This is a genomic window from Streptomyces sp. MGP-P1 (genome assembly GCF_057766565.1).
In genome coordinates, this window is sequence record NZ_JBYMEM010000001.1 from 894,080 (window position 1) to 920,045 (window position 25,966).

At 70.6% G+C, this 25,966-nt stretch carries 25 protein-coding genes; 7 read left to right on the forward strand and 18 right to left on the reverse strand.

Going from position 1 to position 25,966, the window contains the following annotated elements; translation table 11 throughout:
- Nucleotide 1: 1 nt before the first annotated feature.
- Entirely contained in the window at nucleotides 2–973 is a 972-nt protein-coding gene (gene ppk2 / locus AC3CH1_RS04075; RefSeq protein ID WP_488461587.1) for a polyphosphate kinase 2, read from the forward strand.
- Between the two features lie 135 nt (nucleotides 974–1,108).
- Here the strand turns inward: ppk2 and AC3CH1_RS04080 are convergent, their stop codons facing one another.
- The 18 genes from AC3CH1_RS04080 to AC3CH1_RS04165 form a co-directional block, all read right to left on the reverse strand.
- The gene (locus tag AC3CH1_RS04080) at nucleotides 1,109–1,834 is read right to left on the reverse strand and encodes a hypothetical protein (RefSeq protein ID WP_488461588.1); all 726 of its coding nucleotides are present in this window, start codon (nucleotides 1,832–1,834) and stop codon (nucleotides 1,109–1,111) included.
- A gap of 185 nt (nucleotides 1,835–2,019) precedes the next feature.
- Nucleotides 2,020–3,291 carry a lytic transglycosylase domain-containing protein gene (locus AC3CH1_RS04085; RefSeq protein WP_488461589.1) on the reverse strand — a complete coding sequence of 424 codons (1,272 nt, stop codon included), beginning with the start codon at nucleotides 3,289–3,291 and terminating at the stop codon, nucleotides 2,020–2,022.
- Nucleotides 3,292–3,316: 25 nt separating this feature from the next.
- Nucleotides 3,317–4,132, reverse strand: coding sequence for a hypothetical protein (locus AC3CH1_RS04090; protein ID WP_488461590.1), 816 nt, complete (start codon nucleotides 4,130–4,132; stop codon nucleotides 3,317–3,319).
- Nucleotides 4,133–4,193: 61 nt separating this feature from the next.
- The gene (locus AC3CH1_RS04095) at nucleotides 4,194–4,706 is read right to left on the reverse strand and encodes a nuclear transport factor 2 family protein (protein WP_488462139.1); all 513 of its coding nucleotides are present in this window, start codon (nucleotides 4,704–4,706) and stop codon (nucleotides 4,194–4,196) included.
- A 179-nt stretch (nucleotides 4,707–4,885) separates the two neighbouring features.
- The gene (locus AC3CH1_RS04100) at nucleotides 4,886–5,473 is read right to left on the reverse strand and encodes a hypothetical protein (protein ID WP_488461591.1); all 588 of its coding nucleotides are present in this window, start codon (nucleotides 5,471–5,473) and stop codon (nucleotides 4,886–4,888) included.
- 23 nt (nucleotides 5,474–5,496) lie between these two features.
- On the reverse strand, nucleotides 5,497–6,018 hold the full coding sequence (locus AC3CH1_RS04105) for a hypothetical protein (protein ID WP_488461592.1): 522 nt from the start codon (nucleotides 6,016–6,018) through the stop codon (nucleotides 5,497–5,499).
- Complete coding sequence (locus AC3CH1_RS04110) at nucleotides 6,015–7,250, reverse strand: MCE family protein (RefSeq protein ID WP_488461593.1); 1,236 nt, start codon at nucleotides 7,248–7,250, stop codon at nucleotides 6,015–6,017. The genes AC3CH1_RS04105 and AC3CH1_RS04110 overlap by 4 nt, the downstream gene beginning before the upstream one ends.
- The gene (locus AC3CH1_RS04115; protein ID WP_488461594.1) at nucleotides 7,247–8,527 is read right to left on the reverse strand and encodes an MCE family protein; all 1,281 of its coding nucleotides are present in this window, start codon (nucleotides 8,525–8,527) and stop codon (nucleotides 7,247–7,249) included. The genes AC3CH1_RS04110 and AC3CH1_RS04115 overlap by 4 nt, the downstream gene beginning before the upstream one ends.
- Nucleotides 8,524–9,678, reverse strand: coding sequence for an MCE family protein (locus AC3CH1_RS04120; RefSeq protein ID WP_488461595.1), 1,155 nt, complete (start codon nucleotides 9,676–9,678; stop codon nucleotides 8,524–8,526). Before AC3CH1_RS04120 ends, AC3CH1_RS04115 begins: the two co-directional genes overlap by 4 nt.
- A gap of 1 nt (nucleotide 9,679) precedes the next feature.
- A complete protein-coding gene (locus AC3CH1_RS04125; protein ID WP_488461596.1) occupies nucleotides 9,680–10,699 on the reverse strand; it encodes an MCE family protein in 1,020 nt (339 codons plus the stop codon).
- A complete protein-coding gene (locus AC3CH1_RS04130; RefSeq protein WP_488461597.1) occupies nucleotides 10,696–11,727 on the reverse strand; it encodes an MCE family protein in 1,032 nt (343 codons plus the stop codon). Before AC3CH1_RS04130 ends, AC3CH1_RS04125 begins: the two co-directional genes overlap by 4 nt.
- Nucleotides 11,724–13,043 (reverse strand): MCE family protein, encoded by a 1,320-nt coding sequence (locus AC3CH1_RS04135; RefSeq protein WP_488461598.1) that lies wholly within the window; start codon nucleotides 13,041–13,043, stop codon nucleotides 11,724–11,726. Before AC3CH1_RS04135 ends, AC3CH1_RS04130 begins: the two co-directional genes overlap by 4 nt.
- On the reverse strand, nucleotides 13,043–13,846 hold the full coding sequence (locus AC3CH1_RS04140; protein WP_488461599.1) for an MlaE family ABC transporter permease: 804 nt from the start codon (nucleotides 13,844–13,846) through the stop codon (nucleotides 13,043–13,045). Before AC3CH1_RS04140 ends, AC3CH1_RS04135 begins: the two co-directional genes overlap by 1 nt.
- A gap of 3 nt (nucleotides 13,847–13,849) precedes the next feature.
- A complete protein-coding gene (locus AC3CH1_RS04145; protein WP_488461600.1) occupies nucleotides 13,850–14,722 on the reverse strand; it encodes an MlaE family ABC transporter permease in 873 nt (290 codons plus the stop codon).
- The gene (locus AC3CH1_RS04150) at nucleotides 14,719–15,702 is read right to left on the reverse strand and encodes an ABC transporter ATP-binding protein (RefSeq protein ID WP_488461601.1); all 984 of its coding nucleotides are present in this window, start codon (nucleotides 15,700–15,702) and stop codon (nucleotides 14,719–14,721) included. The genes AC3CH1_RS04145 and AC3CH1_RS04150 overlap by 4 nt, the downstream gene beginning before the upstream one ends.
- A 573-nt stretch (nucleotides 15,703–16,275) precedes the next feature.
- A complete protein-coding gene (locus AC3CH1_RS04155) occupies nucleotides 16,276–17,772 on the reverse strand; it encodes a DUF6801 domain-containing protein (protein WP_488461602.1) in 1,497 nt (498 codons plus the stop codon).
- A gap of 522 nt (nucleotides 17,773–18,294) precedes the next feature.
- Complete coding sequence (locus AC3CH1_RS04160) at nucleotides 18,295–18,951, reverse strand: hypothetical protein (RefSeq protein WP_488461603.1); 657 nt, start codon at nucleotides 18,949–18,951, stop codon at nucleotides 18,295–18,297.
- A gap of 211 nt (nucleotides 18,952–19,162) precedes the next feature.
- On the reverse strand, nucleotides 19,163–20,098 hold the full coding sequence (locus tag AC3CH1_RS04165) for a hypothetical protein (RefSeq protein ID WP_488461604.1): 936 nt from the start codon (nucleotides 20,096–20,098) through the stop codon (nucleotides 19,163–19,165).
- 809 nt (nucleotides 20,099–20,907) lie between these two features.
- On the opposite strand from AC3CH1_RS04165, the gene AC3CH1_RS04170 reads away from it, so the two are divergent.
- The 6 genes from AC3CH1_RS04170 (at nucleotide 20,908) to AC3CH1_RS04195 (ending at nucleotide 25,945) form a co-directional block, all read left to right on the forward strand.
- The gene (locus AC3CH1_RS04170) at nucleotides 20,908–22,122 is read left to right on the forward strand and encodes a PucR-like N-terminal domain-containing protein (RefSeq protein ID WP_488461605.1); all 1,215 of its coding nucleotides are present in this window, start codon (nucleotides 20,908–20,910) and stop codon (nucleotides 22,120–22,122) included.
- A gap of 201 nt (nucleotides 22,123–22,323) precedes the next feature.
- On the forward strand, nucleotides 22,324–22,587 hold the full coding sequence (locus AC3CH1_RS04175) for a hypothetical protein (protein ID WP_488461606.1): 264 nt from the start codon (nucleotides 22,324–22,326) through the stop codon (nucleotides 22,585–22,587).
- A 126-nt stretch (nucleotides 22,588–22,713) separates the two neighbouring features.
- Nucleotides 22,714–23,187, forward strand: coding sequence for an SCP2 sterol-binding domain-containing protein (locus AC3CH1_RS04180; RefSeq protein WP_488461607.1), 474 nt, complete (start codon nucleotides 22,714–22,716; stop codon nucleotides 23,185–23,187).
- Nucleotides 23,188–23,191: 4 nt separating this feature from the next.
- Entirely contained in the window at nucleotides 23,192–24,406 is a 1,215-nt protein-coding gene (locus AC3CH1_RS04185; protein WP_488461608.1) for an acyl-CoA dehydrogenase family protein, read from the forward strand.
- 433 nt (nucleotides 24,407–24,839) lie between these two features.
- Entirely contained in the window at nucleotides 24,840–25,016 is a 177-nt protein-coding gene (locus AC3CH1_RS04190) for a hypothetical protein (protein ID WP_488461609.1), read from the forward strand.
- Nucleotides 25,017–25,090: 74 nt separating this feature from the next.
- Nucleotides 25,091–25,945: an ATP-grasp domain-containing protein gene (locus AC3CH1_RS04195; RefSeq protein ID WP_488461610.1), complete on the forward strand. Its 855-nt coding sequence runs from the start codon at nucleotides 25,091–25,093 to the stop codon at nucleotides 25,943–25,945.
- The last annotated feature ends 21 nt before the right edge of the window (nucleotides 25,946–25,966 follow it).

The following is a 25,966-nucleotide window of genomic DNA, read 5'->3' on the forward strand; positions in this document are numbered from 1 at the left end:
CATGACCGACGACGACCGGAACACCGACGACCCCGCGGAGCTGCTGAAGGGACTGACCGTCGACGGCCGGCGCCCCGAGCAGCCCGTGCTCCTCGACGAACGGGGCCGTCCTCTTGAGACGTGGCGGGAGAACCATCCCTACGACCGGCGGGTGCGACGCAGGGAGTACGAACGGGAGAAACGATTCCTCCAGATCGAGCTCCTCAAGCTCCAGCGGTGGGTCCGCGAGAGCGGGCAGCGGCTGGTGGTGCTGTGCGAGGGCCGCGACGCGGCGGGCAAGGGCGGGACGATCCAGCGGTTCACCGAGCGGCTCAACCCGCGTGGGGCGCACGTGGTCGCCCTGGAGAAGCCCACGGAGCGGGAGAGCGGACAGTGGTATTTCCAGCGGTACGTGGCGCATCTTCCGACCGCCGGTGAGATCGTCTTCTTCGACCGCTCCTGGTACAACCGGGCCGGGGTGGAACGGGTGATGGACTTCTGCACTCCGGAGCAGTACCAGCACTTCCTGAAGCAGGCCCCGCAGTTCGAGCGGATGCTCGTCGACGACGGTGTCCTGCTGGTGAAGTTCTGGTTCTCGGTCTCCCGCGCCGAGCAGCGGACCCGCTTCGCGATCCGGCAGGTCGACCCGGTACGCCAGTGGAAGCTGTCGCCGACCGATGTGGCCTCCTTGGACCTCTGGGACGAGTACACCGCCGCGAAGGTCGAGATGTTCCGGGCCACGGACACCGAGTGCGCGCCGTGGACCGTGGTGAAGAACAACGACAAGAAGCGCGGCCGGCTGGAGGCGATGCGCAGCCTTCTGTGGCGTTTCGACTACGACAGCAAGGATGAGAAGGGCGTAGGAGCCCCTGATCCGCTCATCGTGGGTCCCGCGGACACCTTGCTGGAGCCGGGTGAGGAGCAGGCGGATCTCTCGCCCACCCCCCTGACCGGCGGGGTCCACGGGCCGGGCGACCATCCCGGGCGGGCGTGACCCCGGGGCGTTCCTTCCCACGGCACCGGCCCCTCCCTCTTGGGGGAAGAGAGAGGGGTTCCGCGTGCCGGGGTCGGAAACAGACCGCACGAAAGGCGTCGCGCGTCACGCCTCACACGTCATTCGCTTTCCCGGTCAGGCAGTGATCTTCTTCGGGTCCACCACGTCGGCGTCGGCCGGCGGCTGCGCGTCGACCTTCTTGTTGTAATCGCTCAGCACGACCTCACCCGGTGCGTCTCCGCCCTCGGTGACCGCTTTGAGAATAAAGGGATCGCCCTCGGTGGCGACATACATAGTGATCTTCTCACCACCCGGCTGCTTCTTCTCCAGGGCCAGTACCGGCTGCCCGTCGATCTCCGAGGTGTCCCCCTTCTTCAATCCCTTCCGCTCGGACTTGTCGCTGTCCAGCGAGGCCAGGAAAGCCTGCTTGTCACACATTCCCTCGGTGCCGGACTGTCCCGGTTCGGACTTCACCCACTTGTCCTGCAACTGCTCGATCGCCCCGTCGGTGCCGGGCCTTCCCTGCAGGGAGTTCTGCCAGAACTTCTTGTCACCGCGCACATAGACCTGCTGCCCGACCTGCAGGACGTCGGCCTTGGCGCCTTGGCCCGTCATCGTGCCCGTACACCGGTCCTGATCGTCGACATGAAAATCGAGACCTATCTCGTTCCCGCCCTTCTGTCGCGCGTTTCCCGTGACGCGTAAGGATTTCGCGTCACGCGTCGCCTTGACCGCGTCCGCCGCGATCGTATCCGCACTCTTCCCGCCGAACGCCTCGTCGCCGCTCTTCTCCCCACCGCATCCGACGAGTGCGGTCGCCCCCAGAGAAACCGAAACCACGGCCAGGAATACCTTCTTCATCACTGTTTCCCTCCCAGAAGAGTGAAGGGCCGCTGCGGGCCTTCGACTTCCCGGGTACCCGCCGTAAACGAAATCCCACCTAAGCATTTCCGGCCTCAGCATTTCCGGCCATGCGCATATCCGGGCCCGGGAGCGGCTGTGCCGGGCCGGGTGCGAAACGCGTCGACCGTACCGGGCCCCGGGGCTCAGCCACCGGACCCTTCGCCCGGCGCACAGGGATCGCCGGGTTCGTCCTTGCCGCCCGGCGTCTCCTCGCTCGGAGAAGGCGCCGACGGGGACGGTGACGGGGTGTCGTCGGGGCAGCCCGGGCCCGTCTCGCCGGGGTCGGGCGAGGGGGTGGGGCCGGGGTCCGTCGGGTCGTGGGTGGGGCTCGGGCCGGGGTCGGTGGGACCCGGGTCGGTCGGGCCGGTCGGGTCGGGGCTGGGGCTCGGGCCGGGGTCGGTGGGGCCGGGGTCCGTCGGGTCGGGGCTCGGGCTCGGTGAACCGGGGCCCGTGGGACGGGGAGTGGGCGTCGGACTCGGCGGCCGGGTGGGCTGCGGGCCGACGACGACGCCTCCGTCGCCCTTGCCGGGACGTTCCGGCGTACCGGGCCCGCCGACCGGCGCCTCGGGCGGGGTCTTCCCGCCGGGGCCGGGGCCCGCCGGGAGGACGCCCCGGCCGTCGGCGACCGCGTGGCTTCCGCTGCGGTAGAACTCCAGCCAGGACAGCACGGTCCGCACATACGTCGCGGACCGGTTGTAGCTGAGGATCGCTTGGTCCAGGTCGGCGCGGCGGGTCAGATCGCGGGACCCGGCACAGAGGTAGCGCCCGGCGGCGAGCGCCGCGTCGTAGATGTTGCCCGGGTCCCGGCGGCCGTCGCCGTTGCCGTCGGCGCCCCAGGCCGCCCAGGTCGAGGGGATGAACTGCATCGGCCCGACGGCCCGGTCGTAGGCGCGGTCGCCGTCGTACGCCCCGTCGTCGGTGTCCCGGATCAGGGCGAAGCCGTTGCCGTCGAGCGCGGGGCCGAGGATTGGGGTGAGCGTCGTGCCCCGGGCGTCGACCCGCCCGCCGGACGCCTGCCCCGACTCGACCTTGCCGATCGCCGCGAGCAGCTGCCACGGCAGCCCGCAGCCCGGATCGCCGCGGCGCAGCGCGCTCTCGGCCTTGCGGTAGGCGGCCAGCACGGTCGCCGGAATGCCCGCCGCCTGGGACCAGGCGCGCGCCACGAGCGGATCGGGCTTCGTCCCGGGCTTCAGGGGAGTGGGCGGCTTCGGGGACCGCAGCGGAGGCAACTCGGTGTGATAGACGTCGTCGCCCGGCACCTCGCTCCACACGACGTCGTCCGAAGCCGCCGCCTTCCCCTGCCGGGGCTCGGGCAGCGCGACCCCCGGGGCCTGGGATGCGGTGAGCGCGGTCATCGCGGCGACCGCGGTGGCCGTGGTGCCGAGCCGTCGGCGCACCGTGCGGTTGAAGCTCATCTGGACTCCACTCCCTCTCCGGGGCTCAGCGGGTGAACGTGTCGATGGCGGCGATCAGCCAGGTGTCCCCGCGGCGGACGGCGTCCACGGCGAACATGGCCGCCGCGTACGTCGTCTCCTCGTCCTTGCCGGTACGGGTGTTGCTCTGGTCGGCGAAGATCAGCAGCCGGGCTCGGTCGCCGTCGAGGAACTCGACCCCGCTCTCCGTCACGGTGGTGGTCAGGACGAGCTTCTGCTTCGGGGCCTGCTCCCGTACGTCGGCGAGCATGTCCTTGTGCTGCTGAACGGCCCGACCCGTCAGATAGGTGCTCGCGGCGCGGTCGGACCGGGCGGGCGAGGCGTAGTCGTACGAGAACACCGCGCCGACCGCCTCGCTGATCCGGCCCTTCACCTCGCTGGTCCGGCCGATGTCGGTGAGCGCGGTGTTCTGCCGGGCCGGCTCGTCACGGAGGCTGTCGGCCGAGGTGAACGCCCAGGCGGCGAAGGCGCCGAGGAGCACGGTGAGGGCGCAGAGCACGGCGGGGAGTCCGACGCGCAGGCGGGATGTCTTGGCGCGAGGGGCGTCCGCAGGGGCGTCGGGAGCGGTGCCGGAACCGGCGGTCGCGGTGGCGTCGGTGTCGGTGTTGGTGTCGGTGTTGGGGGTGTTGGTGTTGGTGGTGGTGTCGGTGTCGGTGTTGAGATCGGGTGCGGTGCTCTCCTCTGTCTGCGCCGGTTCGGCAGCGGTGACAGCGAGGGTGGCGGTGGTCTGTTCGGGTGCCGGGTCGGTCTCGGTCCCCGGTGTGCGCGGGGGTGCCGTGGCCAGCCGGCGGCGGCGGTTCACGAGGTGACGGGTCGTCGACATGGGCGGGGTCCTCTCCGGGGCGCGCGGGGCAGGCGGGTGCGGGCGGATGCGGGGGCCGAGGTCAGCCGCCCGTGCCGCCGACGGGCGCCTGGCCGAGCGCGCTGAGCTTCCACCCGTCCGTGGTGCGGGTGAGGCTCCCGAGCAACCGGCTCTCCTTCACCGCCGGTTCGCCCTTCGGCGCGGTCACGGTGACCCGTAGCGCCACCATCACCGCGGCCCGGCCCGCTCGTTGGTCCAGTTCGTTCACCGCGCCGGAGAGGACCTTCGCGGTGCTCACCGTCTTGGCGGCGGCGATCTGCTCGGCGAAGGCGTCACGCCCGTCGACGAGTTGGCTGTGCAGGTCGCCCGTGGTGGACTGCTCCCAACTGTCGAGCCCCTTCTCCAGGGAGCGGTGGTCCAGGGTGTTCATGTTCTGCACGGCCTGCTCGCCCGCCGCCAGTGCGTCGTCCCGCGCCTGCGCGAAGGACGCCGCGTCGTCGTGGGTGGCCTCGTAGCGCAGCCAGCCGCCCCAGCCCGCCGCTCCGGCCGCGCAGACCGCCAGGGCCAGTGCGGCGATCGCCAGCGGGTTCCGCACCCCCGCCCGTACCGTCTTCGCCCGTACCGTCTTCGCCCGTTCCGTCCCTTTCGGCGTCGGGCTCTGGCGTGCCGAGTCCCGCGCTGCCGGGTCCTGCTGTGCCGTCCGCTGCCGTGCCATGTGCTGCCTCTCCCCTGCCTGCCGAACCGGACCGGTGCGCCATCGCCTCCGGCCCGCCGTCATCTGGAGCCGATCTCGACGATCCACCAGCGTCCGTCGCGCAGTCGCGCGGTCACCGTGAGCTGTGCGGAGGCGGTGGTGGGGGCGCGGCCCCGGCGCTCGTAGACCTGGTCGAGGAAGACCAGGAGGTGGGCGCTGCCGCCGGTCAGCCGGGTCACCCCGGCCCGGACGACCTCGGTGGTGAGCGTCAGTTCCTGGTCGGCGGACTGCCGCTCGACCTGGCCGAACAGCGTCGCGTACTGCTGGAGCGCCTTGCCCGCCAGGACCTCTTCCGCCGCCGCCCTGGTGACGGCGGTGGCCCCGGGACCGTACGAGAAGATCTTCCCGAGCGCGCTGCTGACGTCACCGGTGACGCGGGCGGTCGCCTCCGCGTCGGTGAGCGCGAGGTTCGCCGTGGCCGGGGTGTCCCGCAGGTGGCGTCCCTCGGCGTACAGGGCTCCCCCGGTGGCGAGCAGCACGACCGTCAGCACGGCGCCGATGACGCGGGGCCACCGGCGGAGGGGCTCCTCCGGCGGACCGTCCAGGTCCGCCGTCTCCGATCCGGCGTCCCGGACCACGTCGAGATCGAGAACTGTGTCGCTCTTCATCGTCGCCGTTCCTCTCCGCGGTCTCATCGGCCGCCGCCCGTTCCGATCGCTGTGAGCGCCTTGACCTTCCAGCCGTCGGCCGTGCGGGCGAGGGTCGCCCCGAACCGCTTGCGCTGGGTGGCGGCCGCGCCTGAGCGCGGGGTGACCTCGACGTCCACGGTGGCGATCAGCTCCGCCGTGCCCGTGCGCTCGTCCAGTGCGGTCAGCGCCGCCGAGGTGACCTTGCCCCGAGCCGTGTCGCCTGCGGCCGTCAGGGACTTCGCGTCGGCCTTCCGGGTCCGCTTCAGCTGGTCGTGCAGCGGCCCGGTGGCGGAGTCCAGCCAGGCCCGTAACCCGTGCTCGACCCGCTTCGCGTCCTCGCCGTCCAGGCTGTTCAGCGTCGCCAGGTGCGCTCTGCCCTCGGCCAGGGCCGTGTCGCGGGCCTTCGCGTAGGACAGGGTGCGGTCGCCGCGCGCCTGCCCGTACGACCAGGCCCCCAGGCCGCAGAGCAGGGCGGCGACGAGCAGGACGGCCCAGCCGGCCCGGCGTCGGGTGCGGGGGGTCATGAGCCGCCTCCCAGCCCCAGCAGCCCGGCCATCCCCTCGGACGGCGGCTGTGCGGTCGCGGACCCGCCGTTCGCCGTTCCGGGCAGCTTCATCGAGCCCGGAACGGCCGGTTTCGGCACCGGGCCGCCCCGGGGAGCGTTCGCGCTGCCCCGGACGTTGACGCCGGTGCCGGGCGAGGAGGTGCAGCGGGCGGCGGTGTTCACGGCGGGCCCGTCCGAGGTGTTGAGGCCGTTGCGGTAGACCGTGCCGCCGTAGCCCGCGGTGCACGGCAGCGGTTCGAAGAAGGTGACGGACATCCCGAACCGGGCGCCATCGTCGTCGACCGCGCTCGCTCCGGCGGCGGCGACTGCGGGCAGCTTCACGAGAAGTTCCTCCAAGCCTCGTTGGCGGGTGACGGCGACCTCCGAGGTGGTGAGGAGGTTGGCGACGACGACGCCGAAGGCGGGATCCAGGTCGCGCAGCAGTCCGCTGATCTGGACGGCGGCGTCCGGGGTGGTCGCGATGAGGCGGCGCAGGTCGGCGTCGGAGCCCTTGAGTTCGGCGGCCAGTTCCCTGGCCCCCGAGGCGAAGCCCTTGAGTGCCTGCCCCTGTTCGGCCTGGGTGCGCAGGACGCGCTCGCCGTCGGCCATCAGCCGGGTGGTGACCGGCAGGGCCTTGTCTGCGGCCTCGACGAAGTCGCCGCCGGTGTCCAGCAGGACCTGGAGGTCGTCGCCGCGCCCCTCGAAGGCGGCCCCGAACTCCTCGACGACGGTCCGCAGGCTCTCCAGGTCCACGCTGCTCGCCAGGTCGTCGACGCTGGTGAGGACGGAGGTGGGGGGTGCGGGGATGGTGGTGTCGGCCTCGTCGATGACCGAGCCGTTGCCCAGGAACGGCCCCTCCTTGCGGGTGGGCCGCAGATCGACGTACTGCTCGCCGACCGCCGACAGGTTCGCGACGACGGCGGTGAGGCTGTCCGGGATCGGCGGCGCGTCGTTCTCGATCCGCAGTTCGGCCTCGACGCCGTCGTCGGTCAGCTCGATGGGGCCGACGCGGCCCACGGAGACGCCCCGGTAGGTGACGTTGGAATGGGTGTACAGGCCGCCCGTCTGCGGGAGCTGCACCGTGACGGTGTAGTAGCTGCGCAGTCCGACGTAGTGGCCGAGATCGGCGTACCGCACCCCCAGGTAGCCGAGGGCCAGCGTGGCGATGACGAGGAAGGCGAGGTTCTTCAGCCGGATGGCGAGGGTGATCACGGTGTCGCCCCCTTCTCCGGCTTCGACGCCCCGGGCGCGCCCGGCTTCGACGTTCCGGATGCGCCGGGCTTCGGCGTTCCGGATGCGCCCGGCTTCGACGTTCCGGATACGCCCGGCTTCGACGTTCCCGGCACGGCGGGCAACGGCAGGGGCAGCGGCGGCGCGCCCCGGGCCGCCGCGCCCTCCCCCTCGGCCGGGGGCAGCGGCGGGATCCCGGGGGGATCGGGGGTGAGGGCGGGGATGATCTGCGTACCGGGCAGGGCCGTCACGTCCAGGTAGACGTTGAGGTAGTCGCCCTTGACGCCGCGCAGCACCTCGTCCGTGAAGGGGTAGGTGAGCAGCACCTGGAGGGAGTCGGGGAGGTCCTGGCCGGAGTCGGCGAGCGCCTTGAGGGTCGGGGCGAGCGCCTTGAGGTCGGCGATCATGTCGGCTTTGCTCCGGTTGATCGTGTCGACGGCCACGGTGGAGAGGGTGTCGAGGGAGCGCAGCATGGTCAGCAGCGAACCGCGCTGTCTCTCCAGGACCTTGAGTCCGGGGCTGAGCCCGGTGAGGACCGTGCCGACGTCCTGCTTGCGGGTGGCGAGGGTGGCGGCGAGGCGGTTGACGCCGTCCAGGGCCCTGGTGATGTCGCCCTTGTTCTCGTCCAGGTTGGTCACGAGGGTGTCGACCCGGTTGAGCAGGGAGCGGATCTGCGGCTCCTGCCCGGCCAGCGCCTTGTTGAGTTCGGTGGTGATGGTCTTGAGCTGGTTGACGCCGCCCCCGTTGAGGAGCAGGGACAGGGCCCCGAAGACCTCTTCGACCTCCGGGTTCCGGTTGGTGCGGGAGTGCGGGATGCGGCCTCCGGCGGCGAGCGATCCGCGTGCGGTGCCCTCGGGGGGCGGGGCGAGCTGGATGAACTTCTCGCCGAGGAGGCTGGACTGTTCGAGGCGGGCGTAGGAGTTCGCGGGGAGCTTGATCTTCCCGTTGACCCGCATGGTGACCCGGGCCCGCCAGCCGTCCGGGGCCAGCGCGATCCTCGTGACGCGCCCCACGGCCACGTCGTTGACCTTGACCGAGGACTGCGGCGCGAGGCTGAGGACGTCGCCGAACTCGGCGGTGACCTCGTACGGCCGGTCGCCGAGGTCCGCGCCGCCGGGCAGCGGGATCTGCTCGATGCCGGTGAAGGAGGGGCCGTCGGGGCTGACCGCGACCAGCGCGATCAGCGCGCCGGTGGCGAGGAGGGACACGGCCGCGACGGCGGCCCGTACGACGGGTCTGCGCCGGTCGTCGTCGTTCATCGTCGCGCCCCCTTCTCCTTGCCGGGCTGTTCGCCGGACTGCTTCCCGGGCTGCTTCTCGGGGGTGCCGTAGACCGTGCCGACCTCCGGGAGCGGCAGGACGGGCAGGGCCTCGCGGCGGGTCGCGTCGACGGGGGCGAGTCCGGCGAGCCGGCCGGCGGCGGAGGCGGCCCCGGGGTCGACGAGCGGTCCTCCCATGGACAGTTCGTTGAGGTTGGTGCGCCCGTTGAGGGTGCGGTTGGCGGGGTCGTACGCGTTGAGGACGTTGCCCGCGGCGAGCGGGAGGGTGTCCATCGCCTCGGCGAGCGAGGCGCGCTGGTCGACGAGCGCCTGGGTGACGGGCACCAGCGCCTCGACGTTCTTCTTGAGCGCGCCGCGGTGCTTGGCGATGAACGTCTTGACCTGGCCGAGTGCGGTGCCGAGTTCCTTGAGGGCCGCGCTGAGGTTCTTCTTGTCGTCGGCGAGGAAGGAGGTGACCGTGTTCAGCTGCTGCTCGGCGCTGCGGACGTTGCCGTCGTTCTTCTTGAGCATGGTGGTGAAGGTCTGGAGGTGGGCCAGGGTGTCGAACAGGTCGCCGCTGGACTTGTCGAGCGTCTTGGTGGCCTTGCCGAACTGCTCGATGGAGTCCCCGATGGCCTTGCCGTTGCCGTCGAGGTTCTTCGCCCCGGTGTCCAGGAGCCGGGCGAGCGCCCCGTCGGCGTTGGCTCCGTTCGGGCCGAGGGCGGTGGAGAGTTCGGTGATGGAGGCGTACAGCTCGTCGACCTCGACGGGGGTGGCGTTGCGGGCGGCGGGCAGGACCGCGTCGTCGGCGAGCCGGGGGCCGCCGTCGTAGGCCGGGGCGAGCTGGACGTAGCGGTCGGCGACGAGGCTGGGGGCGACGACGACGGCGTGGGCGTCCTCCGGGACGTCGATGCCGTGGTCGAGGCGCAGCACGACCTTCACCTCCTCGCCGCGCGGCTCGACGGAGGCGACGGTTCCGACCTTGACACCGAGGATCCGCAGGTCGGATCCGGCGTAGACGCCGGTGGCGCGTTCGAAGTAGGCGGTGACGGTTCTCTTCCCGTCCTCCTCCAGGGCGCTCACGCCGGTGGCGGCCGCGACGGCGACGAGGGCGAGTCCGGCGGTGATGCCGGTGACGCGGGTGTGTCTCATGTCAGCGGCCCCCTTGCTGCCGGGGTGGCATGCAGCCGGTCGCCGGGGGGGTGCCGGCGGGGAGGTAGTTCTTCGGCACGACTCCGCAGACGTAGTTGTCGAACCAGCGCCCGCTGCCGAGGGTGTTGCCGACGAGCCGGCTGTAGGAGCCGGTCATCGCCAGGACCTTGTCGAGGCTCTTGCGGTTCTTGACCAGGACGGCGGTGACCCGGCCGAGGGACTCCAGGGTCGGCCCGAGCTGCTTGTCGTTGTCCCGGACGAGTCCGGTGAGCTGGGTGCCGAGGTCGCGGGTGCCGGTGAGCAGCAGGTGGATGGAGTCGCGGCGGGCCTGGATCTCGCCGAGCAGCAGGTTCCCGTCCTCCAGGAGCGTTTCGAAGCTGCTCTTCTTCCCGGCGAGGGTCTTGGTGAGCTGCTTGCTGTTGCGGAGCAGGGTGGCGAGCTGGGCGTCGCGTTCGGAGACCGTACGGGAGAGGGCGGAGAGCCCGTCCGCGGCGCTGCGGACGTGCGGCGGGGAGTCCTCGAAGGTGGCGGAGATCGTCTCGAAGCTCTTGGCGAGCTGTTCGGTGTCGATCGCCCCGATGGTCTCGCCGAGGCCGTTGAACGCCTGGGTGACGTCGTACGGGGAGGTGGTGCGGCTCGCGGTGATGCGGGAGCCGGGGTCCTGCGGGGCGTCGCCGAGGGGGTCGACGGCGAGGTACTTCTCGCCGAGCAGGGTCTTGACGGCGATGCCCACGGTGGAGGAGTCGCCGATCCAGGCGCCGCTCACCCGGAAGTCGACGCGGACCTTCGCTCCGTCGAGCCAGACGCCGGTGACCTCGCCGACCTTCACTCCGGCGATCCGCACCTCGTCGCCGTCGGTGAGCCCGGCGGATTCGGTGAAGTCGGCGCTGTAGGAGGTGCCGCCCTGGACGAAGGGCAGGGAGTCGGCGCGCCAGGCGGCGAGGCCGAGCAGGGTCAGGACGAGGAGCCCGACGACGGCGACGGCGACCGGGTTGCGTTCCCGGATGGGGGTGATTCTCATGCCAGGCACCTCGGTTGGGTGATCGCGATGCCGCCCGGCGGCTTGCTGCCGTCGTCGTGGGTGACGCCGCTGACCTTCGCTTCGCAGAGGTAGAGGTTGAGCCACGATCCGTAGGACGTCAGCCGGCTGATGGCCGCCATCTTGGCCGGGGTCTTCTGCAGGAAGTTCTCGATCTGCGGAGTGCCCTTCTCCAACTGGCCACTGAGTCGTCCGAGTTGGCGGATGTCGTCCTTGAGCGGCTTCCTGCCGTCCTGGAAGAGGTCGGCGGTGACGGTGGTGAGCGCGCCCATCGCGGTGATGGCCTCGCCCAGGGGTTCACGGTCGCCGGAGAAGCCGGTGACGAGCTTCTCCAGGGTGACGACGAGGTCGTCGAAGCCGGCCTCCCGGTCGTTGACCGTCTTGAGGACCGTGTTGAGGTTCTTGATCACCTCGCCGATCACCTGGTCCTTCGCGGCGACGGTGGTGGTCAGCGAGCCGACGTGCCGCAGGATGCTGTCGACGGTGCCGCCCTCGCCCTGGAGGACCTGGACGATGGAGCCGGCGAGCTGGTTGACGTCGGGCGGCGACAGCCCTTCGAAGAGGGGCTGGAAGCCGTTGAAGAGCTGGGTGAGGTCGAGTGCCGGGGTGGTGCGGGAGAGCGGGATGGTGTCGCCGGGCGCGAAGGCCCGGCCGACGGGCCCGGGGCCCCGGTCGAGGTCGACGTACCGCTGGCCGACCATGTTGAGGTATTTGACGGACGCCGTCACCGAGGCGGGGAGGCTGCGCCCCTTGCGTACGGCGAAGGCGACCTCGGCGACCCGGCGGTCGGCGACCTTCACGGATTCGACCTGGCCGACCTTGACTCCGGCGATCCGGACGCTGTCGCCGGGGATGAGGCCGGTGGCGTCGGTGAACCGGGCCCGGTACGTGACGGTGTCGCCGACGCCCTTGTTGGCGATGGAGAGCCCGAGGACGGTGGTGGCCAGCACGGTGACGACGATGAAGACGAGGGACTTGGTGACGGGTCCCGCGAGCGAGCGGCGCTTCACTTGAGCTTCACCTCCGCACCGCGGAAGGCCGGGCCGATGAGGACGCTGCTCCAGTCGGCCAGGTCTCCGGGCCGGGCCTTCAGCGAGGGTGCGACCAGTTCGTTGACGAGCCGGGACTCCTGCGGCGAGTTGGGCAGTCCGAGCCCGGTGCCGGCGCCGTCGCCCGGGTCAGCCGGGGGGTCGGTGACGTCGGCGGCCCGGCGGGTGTCGGCGGTCGGGGCGTGCTTGCCGACGTACGGCACCGAGTAGCAGGCGGGCCCGCCGCTCGCGCTGTAGACCGGGGTGTCCTTGCCGGGGAGGTATTTGCCCTTGGAGGGCACGGACTTGATCGACACGTGCAGCCCCGGTCGGTCGGTGCCCTTGCCGAGGGCCTTGTCCATGGCGGGCACGAAGCCGGCCATGGTGCGCAGCGTGCAGGGGAACGACTCGGCGTATTCGGCGAGGAGTTCGAGGGAGGGGCGGCCGGCGGCGGAGAGCCTGATGAGGTTGTCCTTGTTCTCCCGCAGGAAGGAGGTCGTGTCCTGCGCGGCGGCCGTGGTCGTGCCGTAGAGCCCGGCCAGCCGCGCCTCCTGGTCGGCGAGGGTGGAACTGGTGACCGTGGCGTCGGTCAGCGCGTCGAGGACGTCCGGCGCGGCATCCGCGTACAGCGTGCTCACCTTGACGAGTTCCTTGATGTCGGCGTTGAGAGTGGGGAGTTGGGGATTGAACTTCTTCAGGTGGCCGTCCAGCGTGGTCAGCGTCTCGCCGAGGCGCCTCCCGCGTCCCTCCAGCGCCTGGGAGACGGCGTTGAGGGTGGCGGAGAGCTTCTCGGGCTTCACGGCGGTCAGCAGCGGAAGGACGTTGTCCAGGACCTGTTCCAGCTCGATGGCGTTGCTGGAGCGGTCCTGCGGGATGACCGCCCCGGCCCGCAGGGTGGTGCCCGTGGGGATGCGGGGCGGGACGAGCGCGACGAACCGCGCGCCGAAGAGGGTGGTGGGCAGCATCTGGGCGGTGACGTCGGCGGGGACCTGACCGAGCTTGTCCCGGTCGATGGCCAGGGTGAGGCGGGCGCCGTCGCCGTCGGTGGCGATGGAGCGGACCTGTCCGATGACGACGCCGCGCAGCTTCACGTCGGCGTTGTCGTGCATCTCGTTGCCGACCGCTCCGGTGCGGACGGTGACCGTGGCGTCGTCGGTGAAGTCCTTCTCGTACACGGACACCGAGACCCACACCAGGACGGCGGGCACCACCAGGAAGGTGATCCCGGCCAGGCGTCGGCGGACCGTGCGGGTGGCGCTGGAGGTGCTGGAGGTGCTGGAGGTGCTGGAGGTGCGCATCAGCCGGCCACCTTCACCGTCGTCGTGGCGCCCCAGATGGCGAGCGAGAGGAAGAAGTCGGTGACGCTGATGAGGACGATGGCGTTGCGCACCGAGCGGCCGACCGCCACGCCCACTCCGGCCGGTCCGCCGGTGGCGTGGAAGCCGTAGTAGCAGTGGGCGAGGATCACCAGCACGCTGAAGATCAGCACCTTGAGCACCGACAGCAGCACGTCCTGCGGGGAGAGGAAGAGATCGAAGTAGTGGTCGTAGGTGCCCGCCGACTGCCCGTTGAAGTAGATGGTGATGTACCGGGAGGCGACGTACGAGGAGAGGAGCCCGATCGCGTACAGCGGGATGATCGCGACGACTCCGGCGATGATCCGGGTGGTGACGAGGTAGGGCATGGAGCGGACGCCCATCGCCTCCAGGGCGTCGACCTCCTCGTTGATCCGCATCGCGCCGAGCTGCGCGGTGAAGCCCGCGCCGACGGTGGCGGAGAGGGCGAGGCCGGCGACCAGGGGCGCGATCTCCCGGGTGTTGAAGTAGGCGGAGATGAACCCGGTGAACGCCGAGGTGCCGATCTGGTCGAGGGCCGCGTAGCCCTGGAGTCCGACGACGGTGCCGGTGAACAGGGTCATGGCGACCATCACGCCGATGGTGCCGCCGATGACGCCGAGTCCGCCGCTGCCGAAGGCGACCTCGGCCAGCAGCCGCTGCACCTCGCGCAGATAGCGGCGCAGGGTGCGCGGGATCCAGACGAGTGCCTTGACGTAGAAGGTGAGTTGGTCGCCCGATCGGTCGAGCCAGCCGAGCATCGCCATGGGTCAGCTCCCCTTCGCGGGGACGATCTGGAGGTAGATCGCCGTGAGGACCATGTTCACGAAGAACAGCAGCATGAAGGTGATGACGACGGACTGGTTGACCGCGTCGCCGACGCCCTTGGGGCCGCCGCGTGGGTTGAGGCCCCGGTAGGCGGCGACGATGCCCGCGATGAAGCCGAAGATCAGGGCCTTGAACTCGCTGATGTACAGGTCGGGGAGCTGGGCGAGGGCGGAGAAGCTCGCGAGGTACGCGCCCGGGGTGCCGTCCTGCATGATCACGTTGAAGAAGTAGCCGCCGAGGGTGCCGACCACGGAGATCAGGCCGTTGAGCAGGACGGCGACGAGCATGGTGGCGAGCACCCGGGGGACGACGAGTCGCTGGATGGGCGAGACGCCCATGACCTCCATCGCGTCGAGTTCCTCGCGGATCTTGCGGGAGCCGAGGTCGGCGCAGATCGCGGATCCGGCGGCCCCGGAGATCAGGAGCGCCACGATGATCGGGCTCGCCTGCTGGATCACCGCGAGGACGCTGGCGCCGCCGGTGAAGGACTGGGCGCCGAGCTGCTGGGTGAGGGAGCCGACCTGGAGGGCGATGACCGCGCCGAAGGGGATGGAGACGAGGGCGGCGGGCAGGATCGTGACGCTCGCGACGAACCAGAACTGCTCGATGAACTCGCGCACCTGGAAGGGGCGGCGGAAGATCGCCCGGGCCACCGCGCCGGCGAGGGCGAAGAGCTTCCCGGTCTCGCGGAGCGGGGCGAGAAGCCGGGAGGGCCGCCGCTGCTCGGGCGCGGACGGGTTGGTCGTCCCGGGGTCGGGGGGCGGCGGGGGCTTCTCGGGCGGCTCGGGCGGCCGCACCGGCATCGGGGCGGTCACGCGCGCGCACCTCCCGCGGCCGGGGCGTAGCTGTCGAGGATCGCCGTACGCGCGGCCTCCGGCAGCCGGCCCATCATCGCCATGACCCGCTCCCGGCGGCGCAGCGCGCCCTGGCGTACGGGCATCCCGGGCGAGGGCTCCAACTGGGGGACGACGGTGCGGGGCCCGGTGCGCGGCGCGGGGTCGGCCTGCTGCTCGGCGGCGAGGGTGGCGGCGTCCTTCTCCTCGGACATGCCGATGGGGCCTTCGCGGCGTCCGGCGAGGAACTGGGAGACGACCGGGGTGTCGCTGGTGAGCAGCACCTCGCGCGGGCCGAAGGTGACGAGGTTGCGGCAGAACAGCATGCCCATGTTGTCGGGGACGGTCGCCGCGATGTCGAGGTTGTGGGTGACGATGAGCATCGTCGCGTCGATCTGCGCGTTGAGGTCGATGAGGAGTTGCGAGAGGTAGGCGGTGCGGACCGGGTCGAGGCCGGAGTCCGGCTCGTCGCAGAGGATGATCTGCGGGTCCAGGACCAGGGCGCGGGCGAGGCCGGCGCGCTTGCGCATGCCACCGGATATCTCGCCCGGCAGCTTTCCCTCGGCGCCGAGGAGCCCGACGATGTCGATGCGCTCCATGACGATGCGGCGGATCTCGGATTCCTTCTTGCGGGTGTGCTCGCGCAACGGGAAGGCGATGTTGTCGAAGAGCGACATCGAGCCGAAGAGGGCACCGTCCTGGAACATGAGGCCGAAGAGCTTGCGGGTCTCCATGATGTCGCGCTCGGAACTGTTCACCATGTCGACGCCGTTGATGAGGACACGCCCCTGTTCGGGCTTGAGCAGCCCGATGATGGATTTCAGGAAGACGGTCTTTCCGGTCCCGGAAGGACCGAGCATGACGCTCACTTCGCCGGCGGGCAGGGTGAGACTGACGTCCTGCCAGATGTTCTGCTTGCCGAAGGACTTCGTCAGGCCCTCGACGACTACTTCGATTCCCATCGACCCTCCCTCGAAGTGGCGGTGAACGTGTTCATCGATTGGCGCTCCGGCTCTGGGAAAATCGATGGCGGCTCTTCACGCATGCACCAGGGGGCGCACGTTATGTCCGCCGAAACCGCCAGGGCAAGCCGTTGAACAGCGAAGATCGGCGAACGCTGGGTTGAGAATGGATCACTTGTCATTCGGTGACAAGGCCGTTCCCCGTCCTTGTCGAAATCTGCGCAAGCAGTGGGCGTTTGATCCGGGCGCCCCTGGACCGGAGCGGAGCGAACCGGGACCGGGTGTGCCCGTCGAACAGGCACGCAGTCGGTTTCGATCGGCACGTCTGGGACGCTACGGGCCGGTAACCTGACTTCGCAATACTGGGTACAGACTTTCCTCGTCGAGAATTCACGCGGAGCGAGGAATTGTTCACGGGTGAGCAATACGCGTGTCAAACCTGTCGGATGATGAGGAATCCCACGACGGCCGGTGGGCAGGAAAGAGCCCTTCCGGTCGGGAAACCGGAAGGGCTCGGGGTGTCCGGGTCAGCGCTCGGGGGGTGTTCAGGTCAGTGCTCGGGAGGTGTCCGGGTCAGCGCTCGGGCTTCGGCACCCTCGGCGGGCAGTCCGGCCCTTCCGGGTTCGTGGCCACGCACAGGGGCGCCTGCGTCATCTTCGTGTAGTTGTCGGCCTTCTTACCCGGGCTGGAGATGGCCGAGGTGAAGATCGGGTCGAGGTCCTCGCCCACGCCGCAGCCCTCGAACGGCGGGATGTGGGCGTACCCGGTCAGGCTGCCGCCGGTCGCCACGAGGTAGCCGGCCGGCGGATAACTCTGGCCGTACCCTCTCAGCACCTGCTCGAAGGGGCGTTCCGTGCGGCAGTCGTCGCCCACGTCCAGGGGGACGCCGTTCACCTCGACGTCGGAGAGCCTCATCACGAGTTGGGCCGTGACGGTCGTCTCCTCCGGGTAGGTGGGCGTGTTGGTGACCGTGTGGGTGTGGATCGCGGCCGGCGGACCGACCTGCTCCAGCGTCATGGTCGCGGTCGTCGGCATGAAGCCGTAGCTGAGGAAGGTGGCCTTCGTCGGGGGGAGTTGCCGGCGTCCCTGGTAGTCGAAGTCCACCTCCGAGCTGACGTCGACGGTCGAGGCGCAGGAGTCGTTGATGTAGCGCTTGTTGAGCACCACCTTCATGAACGCGGGCCCCAGCGCCGCCGCGCCGTCCAGCTTGGCGGCGTTGGCGTAGCCGGCCGCGTAGGTCTCGGCGGTGGTCATCACCCACTCGGGCGGGATCTCGATCGGGCAGCTGCCCGGGTCCTCGCCGTCCAGGGCCGCGAGCCGTTCGTCGGCGAGGGCGTCGATCCTCTCCCGGGCGTCGGGCGACAGGCCCTCGGCCGGCCGGGTGGGGGCCGGGCCCGGCGCGGGGTCGCTCGCCGAGGGCTGCGGGACGGGGGCCGTGGGGTCGCTGTCGCCGCGGACCGTGATCGCGGCGAGTTCGGGTTCCTGGCCCGGGTCCGGTTCGCAGGTGACGTCGAGCCCGGGGGGCGTGGTCGGCTCGCCGGCGCCGGTGAGCGAGGACAGCGAGAGGGCCAGCTCGGCGGGGGCCAGCGTCGCGCGACCGGGGCTGCCGAAGGAGACCGTCGGCACGTCACCGGTCGCGGTCAGGGCCAGACCGCCCCCTTCGGGCCCGGGCAGGGCGACGGGCGGAGCGGTCAGATCCTGCCAGGAGGCGTCGGCGGACCGGTCGCCGACGGTGTTGCGGACGTTGAGCCGCGCGACGGCCGACAGGGTGGCGGCGTCCAGCTCCCCGAACCGGGCGAGCGCCGTGGGCTCCAGGTTCACCTCGACGGAGACCTGGGACGGGCGGATCTCCTCGCCCGTGCGGACCGAGGTGGGGAGCACCGCCGAGACGACGACGTCCACCTCCTCGGGCCCGGAGGGGAACGGGCAGGCGTAGCGGAGGGCGACCTGAGAGGTCTGTTCCGCGGCGGCCGACTCGGCGCTGGGGACGAGCGCGGTGGCGACAACGAGCGCCCCGCCCACGGCCCAGTGGATCGGTCGTCTCGCTGCGGCGCGTGCATCGACGGTCATACGGATGTGTCCTTCCGGCGCGCGTGGGCCCGGGGGCGGCTGCGGAAAGCGGGTCCACTTCTCGGCAACGGCCCCTGCGGGCGGACGTCGAGCGGAGTTCGAACGGACCTCAGGCGGGCTTCGGTGGTACGTCGGCCGGGCTCGGCCGTACGTCGTCCGGACGGGGATACACCCCTACCGACGGGTACGGTACGCACGCCGACGACGCCTGGGAAGGGCCGGGCTTCCGTTCGGATCACGGGTGCCCGGACTTTGGCAGCCGGTGACAATCCACGGCCGCGCCCCTTGTCGGCCGGTGCGCGGAACGGGGCGTGCCGGGCCGGTGCGGTGGAGCGGCGCGTGCGGCTTTGGCCGACGCGGATGAGGCGGTACATGCGGCTCCACCGCACCGGCCGACGCGGATGAAGCGGTACGTGCGGCTCCGGCCGACGCGGGTGGAGTGCCCCGCTCGCCGTCGTGCCCGGCCGTCGGGTGCGCACGGCCGGGCACGACGCTCACGTACGGGACGTCATCGGCGGTGGGTCACCCGCTGATGACCGGGGACTTGCCCGATGCCGTGTTCACGATGGTGTACAGGCCCTGGAAGCTGGCGGTGGTGCCGACGATGCCGCAGCCGCCGCCGACCTTGTTGGCGATGGCGAGGGTGAGCCCGCCGCCCGCGGTGTTGAGGGTGCCGTTGCTTCCGTTCAGGGTCGGGTTGTTGTACTTGGCCGCGACCTTGCCGGTCACGTCGAAGGTGCACGGGCCGAGGACGCTGTTCCCGGACACCTTCGCCTTGATCGTTCTGATCTCACCGGTCACCTGGCCCGTGGAGTTGGTGCCGGCGCCCGCCGCGTAGTCCAGGCCCCAGATCTCCCACGGCGGTGTGGTGGTCACCGTCCACGTCGAGCTGAACGGCCCGGTGCACGGCGAGTTGAACGAGATCGCCGAGATCGACGCGAGCTTGGCCGGGCTCCCGGCGACCGGGGAGGTCGGCGCCGATCCCGAGGCGGTGGAGGTCGCGCACTGGATCTTGTTGCCGTTGTTGTCGGTCAGGACGGTCACTCCGGCGGTGCCCTTGAAGGCACCGGTCGGGCTGATCGTCCAGCTGGTCGGCGCGGCGACGGCCGACGGGGCGGCCAGGACGACGGATGCCGCGGCGGCACCGATCGCGGTCAGGACACCGGTTCGCTTGAACATGGGGGTACTCCCTTTTCTCGTCCCGTTGGGGATTTGACTGAACGTGACTGGAGAGGCGCTTGCTCGGTTGCTCGCCGTGCCGGACGGTGCGGCACTCGGCGGGTCCACGGCACCGGCTCGTGTCGAGGTGCGCGGACAGGGAACGGGGGAGGTCGCGCATCACCTCCTCGGTACGCGGCGTCAGGGCGGGTCCGGCGGATCGGGACCGGGGCTACCGCTTCGCGGAGTGCCAGAACTCGGACAGCTTCCTGCCCTCGTTCGGCGCGAGGCCGGCGGGGTCGTAGGGGCTGCCGAAGTACGTCGTGGTGGCGTCGAGCGTCACGCTGTTCTTTCCTGCGGCGGACGGGAGACCGGTCTTGAGGTTCACCGCCCAGTCCAGGAGCCCGGCACCGCAGCCGCTGGCCCCGGGGACGCCGAACGTGGCGTCACCCTGATCGGCGCCGCCGAAGGTGTAGCGCCCCATCTCGCCCTCGTCGTCGTTCGGGGTGCCGTCGGCCGAGAACCGCTGCAGCGAGAGGCTCGGAGCCGTCACGTTCCGGGGCTTCAGGAGCACCGGGTTGGACGTGGTCCCGATGTAGCACTTGTCACCGAGGAACGGATTCCTGAGGTGGATGCGGACCGGGATGGTGAGAATGGGCTCACCGGTGGAGAATGCCGCGCTCATATTGAAGTCGCGGGGCGCTCCGGCCGGTTCGATGGTGGCCGTCACCCGGTTGAGATTGTTGTCCGTCAACTGACGGCAGATTGCCGATACGAGCGGAATTCCGCTGGGACACATGAGTCCGATCAGCCCGCCGGGGATCTCCGCCGGATCCGCGGTCAGCGCCCCCTCGGGAGGGGCCACCAGGGAGGCGGCGCCGCCGGGGCGCTGGATGACTCCGAGCTGCAGATCGGTGTCGCCGGTGGAGACCTTCGTCTTGCCCAGCGTGATGGTTCCGGTGGCCGAGCTCGACGCTATGCAGGTCGCGATGGTGTCGAGGCCGTCCGCGGCCAGCATGTGGGCCGCGTCGACCGGGCAGCGGTCGAAGGGCGCCCAGTCGCCGTTCAGCTGGGTGGCGGCGGTGGCCGAGCCGGTGGAGAGCAGAGCGCTGAATGCCGTGAACGCCGCGAGCAGACCTACGCGGGTTCGATTGGAAACGGATCTCATGTCGTCCCCTCTGTCGGCCGCCGTGGCGCGGCCTCGTGCACGAAGTTGAGCGGTTCCGTAATGCGAGCCCGCACCGCGACGACTTCTCGACGGTGTTGGATCCTCGGGTGGGCCCGGGGGCGGAGGATCGGAGCATCAAATTTCGGGCAGATTTCGTGACCGAATTGATCGAGGCGTGATGTTACTCGCGGGAAACCGGGCGACACAATCCGTCCGTCTAAGATTCTTTGCATCGCACTCTTTTTGATCCGGAAATGAGCATCGGGACACCGCCCCCTTGTCAAGGAATGCGCACCCGGGGGCATGGAATTACGCAGCGGCGACCGGAACCCCGCGTGCCGTGCGCACGCGGCTCCACGGAGACGGAGGCGGCGGACGTCCTGCCTCCACTCACTCACGGATGGCGCGCAAATCAGCCACTCGGCCGAAAAGGCTCACCGAAGACCGGCCACCCGCCCACATTCCCCTTGGTGAGCCGCTTGCGCTCCGGTTCGCCACAAGGATCGACCGACACCACGGACATCACGCCGAGAACATCTCCGGCAGCGGAAGGGCTTTGTTGTCATCGCCGGAGCACGCGGCCGAAATTCATTGTCCGAAAGCGCGTAACACCGCCCGACCTGCACGGAAGTCGCACCGTGCGGCCGGGATGTGTGCCCCCTGCACTTCGATCTTGCCCAAGTGGTGTGCAGTGCCTGTTCGTTGGTCTATCTTCGTCGCGAACTTGGTACGCACCTGTCGGTTCGTGGGAGCGCTTTCCCCCCACCGCCTCACCCCACCACCGGGCGCCGAGAGCAAGGGGACCTGTCATGCCACATCTCATACAGCCGTTGGATACCGAAGATCCGCTGGGGCCGCTCCCCCAGGAATTCGCGGCGATCATGCGGCCCGAACTGCCCAGCCTCATCAAGGAAATCGGCGTGGAGGTCACCCGGGCCTATCCGGAATACGCCCGACTGCTCGACGGCCCGAACGGGCAGGCCATCCGGGTGGGCGTGGAGCAGAGCCTCGCCTCCTTCGTCGATCTGGTGGCCGAGCCCTCCTCCCCCACCACGCTCCGCGACGACATGTGCCGGCGCTTCGGAAGGTTCGAGGCGTACGAGGGCCGGAGCATGGACACCCTCCAGGGGGCCTACCGGCTGGGCGCACGGGTGGCGCTGCGGCGGGCGAAGAAGGTCGGACAGAGCTACCACCTGTCCCCCACGCTGATGCTCAGCTTCGCCGACGCGCTCTTCGCCTACGTCGACGAACTGGAATCGCTTTCCCGGGAGGGATTCCAGGAGGTCCGGTCCCAGTCGGGCGAGCACAGCGAGGCGTTGCGCCGCCGTCTGCTCCACCTCATCCTCGCCGGCCGCCCGGCCCCCGGCAGCGCCATCGCGGACCTGTGCGAGCAGGTCGGGTGGGCACTGCCGGAAGAGGTCACACTGATCGCCGTCCGCGCCCCGGCGGAGCTCGACCGGCTCAGCGCGGACCGCGACCTCCTCGTCGATCTCAGCGCCCCGCAGCCCCATCTGCTCATCCCCGGCGCACTGGACGACGCACGAAGATCCATGCTGGAACAGGCCCTGCCGGCCGGCCGCGCGGCGATCGGGCTGACCGTACCCACGGCGCTGGCCTGCGAGTCGATCCGCTGGGCCCGCCGGGTCCTGGAGCTCGTCGACTCCGGCGTGATCGACGACGCACCGCTGATCCGCTGCGAGGACCATCTCACCACCCTGTGGCTGCTGTCCGACCCCGCCCTGCTGGACCAGCTCGCCCAGCGGGAACTGGCCGCCGTCGCGGGGATCAGCGCCACCCGCCGCGAACGGCTGGTCGAGACGCTGCGGATCTGGCTCGACACCCGGGGCACCGCCGCCCAGATGGGCGCACTGCTCGATGTCCACCCGCAGACCGTGCGCTACCGCATGCGGAGCCTGGAGACCATCTTCGGTGACCAACTCGTCGATCCCGAGAGCCGCTTCGCCACCGAGGCGGTGCTGCGCGCGTTGCGGCTTCGCTCCCGCTCCACGGGCACATCCCCCTGACCCGGATCACGTTCGGCGCGGCAGGTCAACTTACCGGCGCGTAAGGCGAAATAGACGGTCAGTCCCAAACGGTTGCGACACGGAGACGTATCCGACGAGAAACCCGGAACCGCGTCCCGTACACAGGAAGGAACCTGCCGCCCATCAGGCGACAGGCCCCGTGCACCGCCTCCTGGCCAACCATCCGAGAGGGAACGTCCCATGACCGCCTCGCACCTCCTCGTCCCCGTGCCGATCCCGGACCGGGTCGCCGCGCTGATCGGTTCGTGCATTCCGCCGCACATCCTCCAGGCGGAGTTCGACGCCGACTGCGCGGCCCGCGAGGTACGCAGGTTCCGCGGCCCCCGGCTCGGCGTCGAGGACCAGGCCGACCGCGAACAGGCCCTGTCCGACCTGGCCCGCGCCAACAAGACGCTGTCCGCGCACCACCCCGGACTCGCCGTGCTCCCGGGGTCGCCCTTCTGACCGTCCCTCACCCCTCGCCGCCCACCTGCCCCGCTCACCGCGACCGGCCGCGGACCGGCCTTGCGGGGAGCCGCCACTCCCCTTACCTTACTCGAAAGTAAGTTTACTTAGGAGTAAGGAACTGGCGTGGACGGAACCAGCAGCGGCAACCTCACCGACGACCTGTCCGGGCTCGACTTCGCCGCGGTCGCGCCCGAGGAGTTCGCCCGCATCGTCAAGAGCCTGTCCGCGAAGCAGCTCGCCGAGGTCATGAGGGGCGAGCTGCGCACCCGGATACTCGGCGAGGTCTTCGGCCGGATGGAGCGGCAGTTCCGGCCCGGGGAGGCCGGCGGCCTCACCGCGCTGATCCGCTGGAAGATCACCGGGGAGAGCGACGCCGTCTACGAGACCGCGATAGCCGACGGAGGCTGCCGGGTCACCCCCGGCCGCTCGGACGCCGAACCGCGCACCACGCTGACGATGGGGGACGCGGAGTTCCTCAAGCTCGTCTCCGGCAACGGCAATCCCGTCACCATGTTCATGACGCGCAAGCTCAAGGTCGCCGGTGACGTCGGCCTCGCCTCCGGCCTGACCCGCTACTTCGACATCCCGAAGGCGTGAGCGCGTGAGCTTCTTCTCCCTCGCCCTGACCGAGGAGCAGCAGGACCTGCGCAACTGGGTGCACGGTTTCGCCGCCCAGGTGGTACGCCCGGCCGCCGCCGAGTGGGACGCCCGGGAGGAAACCCCCTGGCCGGTGATCCAGGAGGCCGCCCGGATCGGGCTGTACGGATTCGAGTCGCTCGCCGACCTGTACGGGGACCCCACGGGACTCTCCCTCCAGATCGCCAACGAGGAGTTGTTCTGGGGCGACGCGGGCATCGGCATGGCTCTGTTCGGCACCTCGCTCGCGGTCGCCGGAATCTTCGCCTCCGGCACCCCGGACCAGCTGGCCGAGTGGGTGCCGCAGTGCTACGGGGACGAGGACGACCCGAAGGTCGCCGCCTTCTGCGTATCCGAACCGGGGGCCGGTTCCGATGTCTCCGCGATGACGACGAACGCCCGCTACGCGGAGGCGAGCGACTCCTGGGTGATCTCCGGTCAGAAGGCGTGGATCACCAACGGCGGCATAGCCGGGGTCCACGTCGTCGTCGCCTCGGTCGATCCCGCGCTCGGGGCCCGCGGACAGGCCGCGTTCATCGTGCCGCCCGGCACGAAGGGCCTGGCGGCGGGCCGTACGGTCAAGAAGCTGGGGCTGCGCGCCTCGCACACCGCGGATCTCTTCCTCGACGAGGTGACCGTACCGGGGCACTGCCTGCTGGGCGGAAAGGAGAAGCTGGACGCCCGCCTCGCCAGGGCGCGCGAGGGCGGCACCGCCAAGGGGCAGGCGGCGATGGCGACTTTCGAGGTCAGCCGCCCGACCGTGGCGGCGCAGGCACTCGGCATCGCCCGGGCGGCCTACGAGTACGCCCTGGAATACGCCGGGGAGCGCGAGGCGTTCGGCAGGCCGATCATCGAGAACCAGTCGATCGCCTTCGCCCTGGCCGATCTCCGCACCGAGATCGAAGCCGTACGTCTGCTGATCTGGCAGGCCGCCTGGATGGCCCGCAACGACCGGACCTTCGACGCGGGCCAGGGCTCCATGGCGAAGTTGCGGGCCGGCGAACTCGCGGTCGCGGCCACGGAGAAGGCGGTCCAGATCCTCGGCGGCGCGGGCTACAGCCGGGAGCATCCGGTGGAGCGGATGTACCGCGACGCGAAGATCTACACCATTTTCGAGGGCACCAGCGAGATCCAGCGCCTCGTCATCGCGCGGGCGATCTCGGGTCGGCACATCCGCTGAGGCGGAGGCGGAGGCCGGGGCGGCCTGATCCGGTCCTGATCCAGTCCTGATCCGGTCCTGATCCAGTCCTGATCCGGTCCTCCTCCGCCCAGAATCCGTGTGATCCTCGTCGCCCTGAACGCGTACACCGACGGGGAACGGAGCCGCGCGATTCTCCGTCGGGCCAGGCCGGACGGAGATCGTCACCGAGCGCGTCGGGACGTGTACGCAACAGCGCCGAGGCCGCGCAACACCCCGCCGACGTGCGGCAACACGGCTCGGACCGTCCGGCCGTGATGACGCGCGGCGATCCGTGACGACGGCGTGGAGAGCGTCGCGACGCAGTACGACAGCGGGTCGGCACAGCCTCGGGGTCGACGACGAACGGTGCCCGTGGTGGGCCCCACACCTTTGACCGGTGCCTCTCCGGGCTCCCTGCCACTAGCCTCTTCACATGACCTCCACTTCGACCGAGCCGACGCCTGCCCGCCCGATGGTTGAGCTGAACGCGGAGATCCGCGCTCTGGTCGCCGCCGGCGGTGTGGTGTCGCCCGAGGGTCGCCGGGAGTACGAGCGGCTGCTCGTCGAATGGGTGGCGGCCGTACGGGGCGGATCCTCGGACGCCCTCTGACCACGGGGCCGCGGGGCCGGCCGGGCATCGGCGATAGTGATCGTCCGTCCGCGTCCTGACCCCGGGAGAACCTCATGACCGCCGCGTCACCCGCCGGCGCACGCCGCCCCTCCCTCCTGCTCGTCACCGATCTCGCGTACGAGGCCCGCGGCCGCCGCTACTGCGACGAGGACATCTACCTCGGCTCCCGGCTGCGCGAGTCGTTCGACGTCGCTCTCTGCCACCCCCGGGACGCGGCCGCGCTGCTGGAGGGCTTCGACACGGTACTCATCCGCAACAGCGGGCCGGTGCTGCACCACCGGGAGGCGTACGACGCGTATCGCTCCCGGGCCAGGGAGCTGCGGACGCCGGTCTACAACCCGCTGGACGGGCGTGGCGACATGGCGGGCAAGGAGTATCTGGTCGAGATGGACCGGGCCGGTCTGCCGGTCATCCCCACGGTGGACCGGGCGGCGGAGCTGCCGAAGCTGCCCGACGCCCCCGCCTACGTGGTCAAGCCGAAGCTGGGGGCGGACTCGGTCGGGCTGCGTTTCGTCACGGCGGCGGAGGCGGCCACCGCGCTGGAGCGGGCGGTCGAGGGCTCGCTCCTCGTCCAGCCGCGCATCGACTTCCGCCACGAGGTGTCCTTCTACTTCATCGACCACGACTTCCAGTACGCGCTGTACGCGCCGGACCCGGAACGGCGCTGGATGCTGGAGCCGTACCCGGCGAGCGCGGCGGACCTGGAGTTCGCCCAGCGCTTCATCGCCTGGAACTCCCTCACCCACGGGATCCAGCGGGTCGACGCCTGCCGGACGGCGGACGGCGCGCTGCTGCTCGTCGAGCTGGAGGACCTCAACCCGTATCTGTCGCTCGACCGGGTCGGCGAGGACGTCCGCGAGGCGTTCGTGGCGCGGCTGAAGACGTCGATCGCCTCGCTGCCCAGCTGACCACCCCCGTCCGGCCCGCCC

What these genes read in the sequence shown, in the direction of transcription:
- AC3CH1_RS04160 (WP_488461603.1), bottom strand. Translation starts at nt 18,951, where the DNA reads ATGTTCAAGCGAACCGGTGTCCTGACCGCGATCGGTGCCGCCGCGGCA.
- AC3CH1_RS04170 (WP_488461605.1), top strand. Translation starts at nt 20,908, where the DNA reads ATGCCACATCTCATACAGCCGTTGGATACCGAAGATCCGCTGGGGCCG.
- AC3CH1_RS04125 (WP_488461596.1), bottom strand. Translation starts at nt 10,699, where the DNA reads ATGAGAATCACCCCCATCCGGGAACGCAACCCGGTCGCCGTCGCCGTC.
- AC3CH1_RS04085 (WP_488461589.1), bottom strand. Translation starts at nt 3,291, where the DNA reads ATGAGCTTCAACCGCACGGTGCGCCGACGGCTCGGCACCACGGCCACC.
- AC3CH1_RS04140 (WP_488461599.1), bottom strand. Translation starts at nt 13,846, where the DNA reads ATGGCGATGCTCGGCTGGCTCGACCGATCGGGCGACCAACTCACCTTC.
- AC3CH1_RS04105 (WP_488461592.1), bottom strand. Translation starts at nt 6,018, where the DNA reads ATGACCCCCCGCACCCGACGCCGGGCCGGCTGGGCCGTCCTGCTCGTC.
- AC3CH1_RS04090 (WP_488461590.1), bottom strand. Translation starts at nt 4,132, where the DNA reads ATGTCGACGACCCGTCACCTCGTGAACCGCCGCCGCCGGCTGGCCACG.
- AC3CH1_RS04120 (WP_488461595.1), bottom strand. Translation starts at nt 9,678, where the DNA reads ATGAGACACACCCGCGTCACCGGCATCACCGCCGGACTCGCCCTCGTC.
- AC3CH1_RS04150 (WP_488461601.1), bottom strand. Translation starts at nt 15,702, where the DNA reads ATGGGAATCGAAGTAGTCGTCGAGGGCCTGACGAAGTCCTTCGGCAAG.
- AC3CH1_RS04135 (WP_488461598.1), bottom strand. Translation starts at nt 13,043, where the DNA reads ATGCGCACCTCCAGCACCTCCAGCACCTCCAGCACCTCCAGCGCCACC.
- AC3CH1_RS04155 (WP_488461602.1), bottom strand. Translation starts at nt 17,772, where the DNA reads ATGACCGTCGATGCACGCGCCGCAGCGAGACGACCGATCCACTGGGCC.
- ppk2 (WP_488461587.1), top strand. Translation starts at nt 2, where the DNA reads ATGACCGACGACGACCGGAACACCGACGACCCCGCGGAGCTGCTGAAG.
- AC3CH1_RS04115 (WP_488461594.1), bottom strand. Translation starts at nt 8,527, where the DNA reads ATGAACGACGACGACCGGCGCAGACCCGTCGTACGGGCCGCCGTCGCG.
- AC3CH1_RS04100 (WP_488461591.1), bottom strand. Translation starts at nt 5,473, where the DNA reads ATGAAGAGCGACACAGTTCTCGATCTCGACGTGGTCCGGGACGCCGGA.
- AC3CH1_RS04175 (WP_488461606.1), top strand. Translation starts at nt 22,324, where the DNA reads ATGACCGCCTCGCACCTCCTCGTCCCCGTGCCGATCCCGGACCGGGTC.
- AC3CH1_RS04190 (WP_488461609.1), top strand. Translation starts at nt 24,840, where the DNA reads ATGACCTCCACTTCGACCGAGCCGACGCCTGCCCGCCCGATGGTTGAG.
- AC3CH1_RS04195 (WP_488461610.1), top strand. Translation starts at nt 25,091, where the DNA reads ATGACCGCCGCGTCACCCGCCGGCGCACGCCGCCCCTCCCTCCTGCTC.
- AC3CH1_RS04165 (WP_488461604.1), bottom strand. Translation starts at nt 20,098, where the DNA reads ATGAGATCCGTTTCCAATCGAACCCGCGTAGGTCTGCTCGCGGCGTTC.
- AC3CH1_RS04080 (WP_488461588.1), bottom strand. Translation starts at nt 1,834, where the DNA reads ATGAAGAAGGTATTCCTGGCCGTGGTTTCGGTTTCTCTGGGGGCGACC.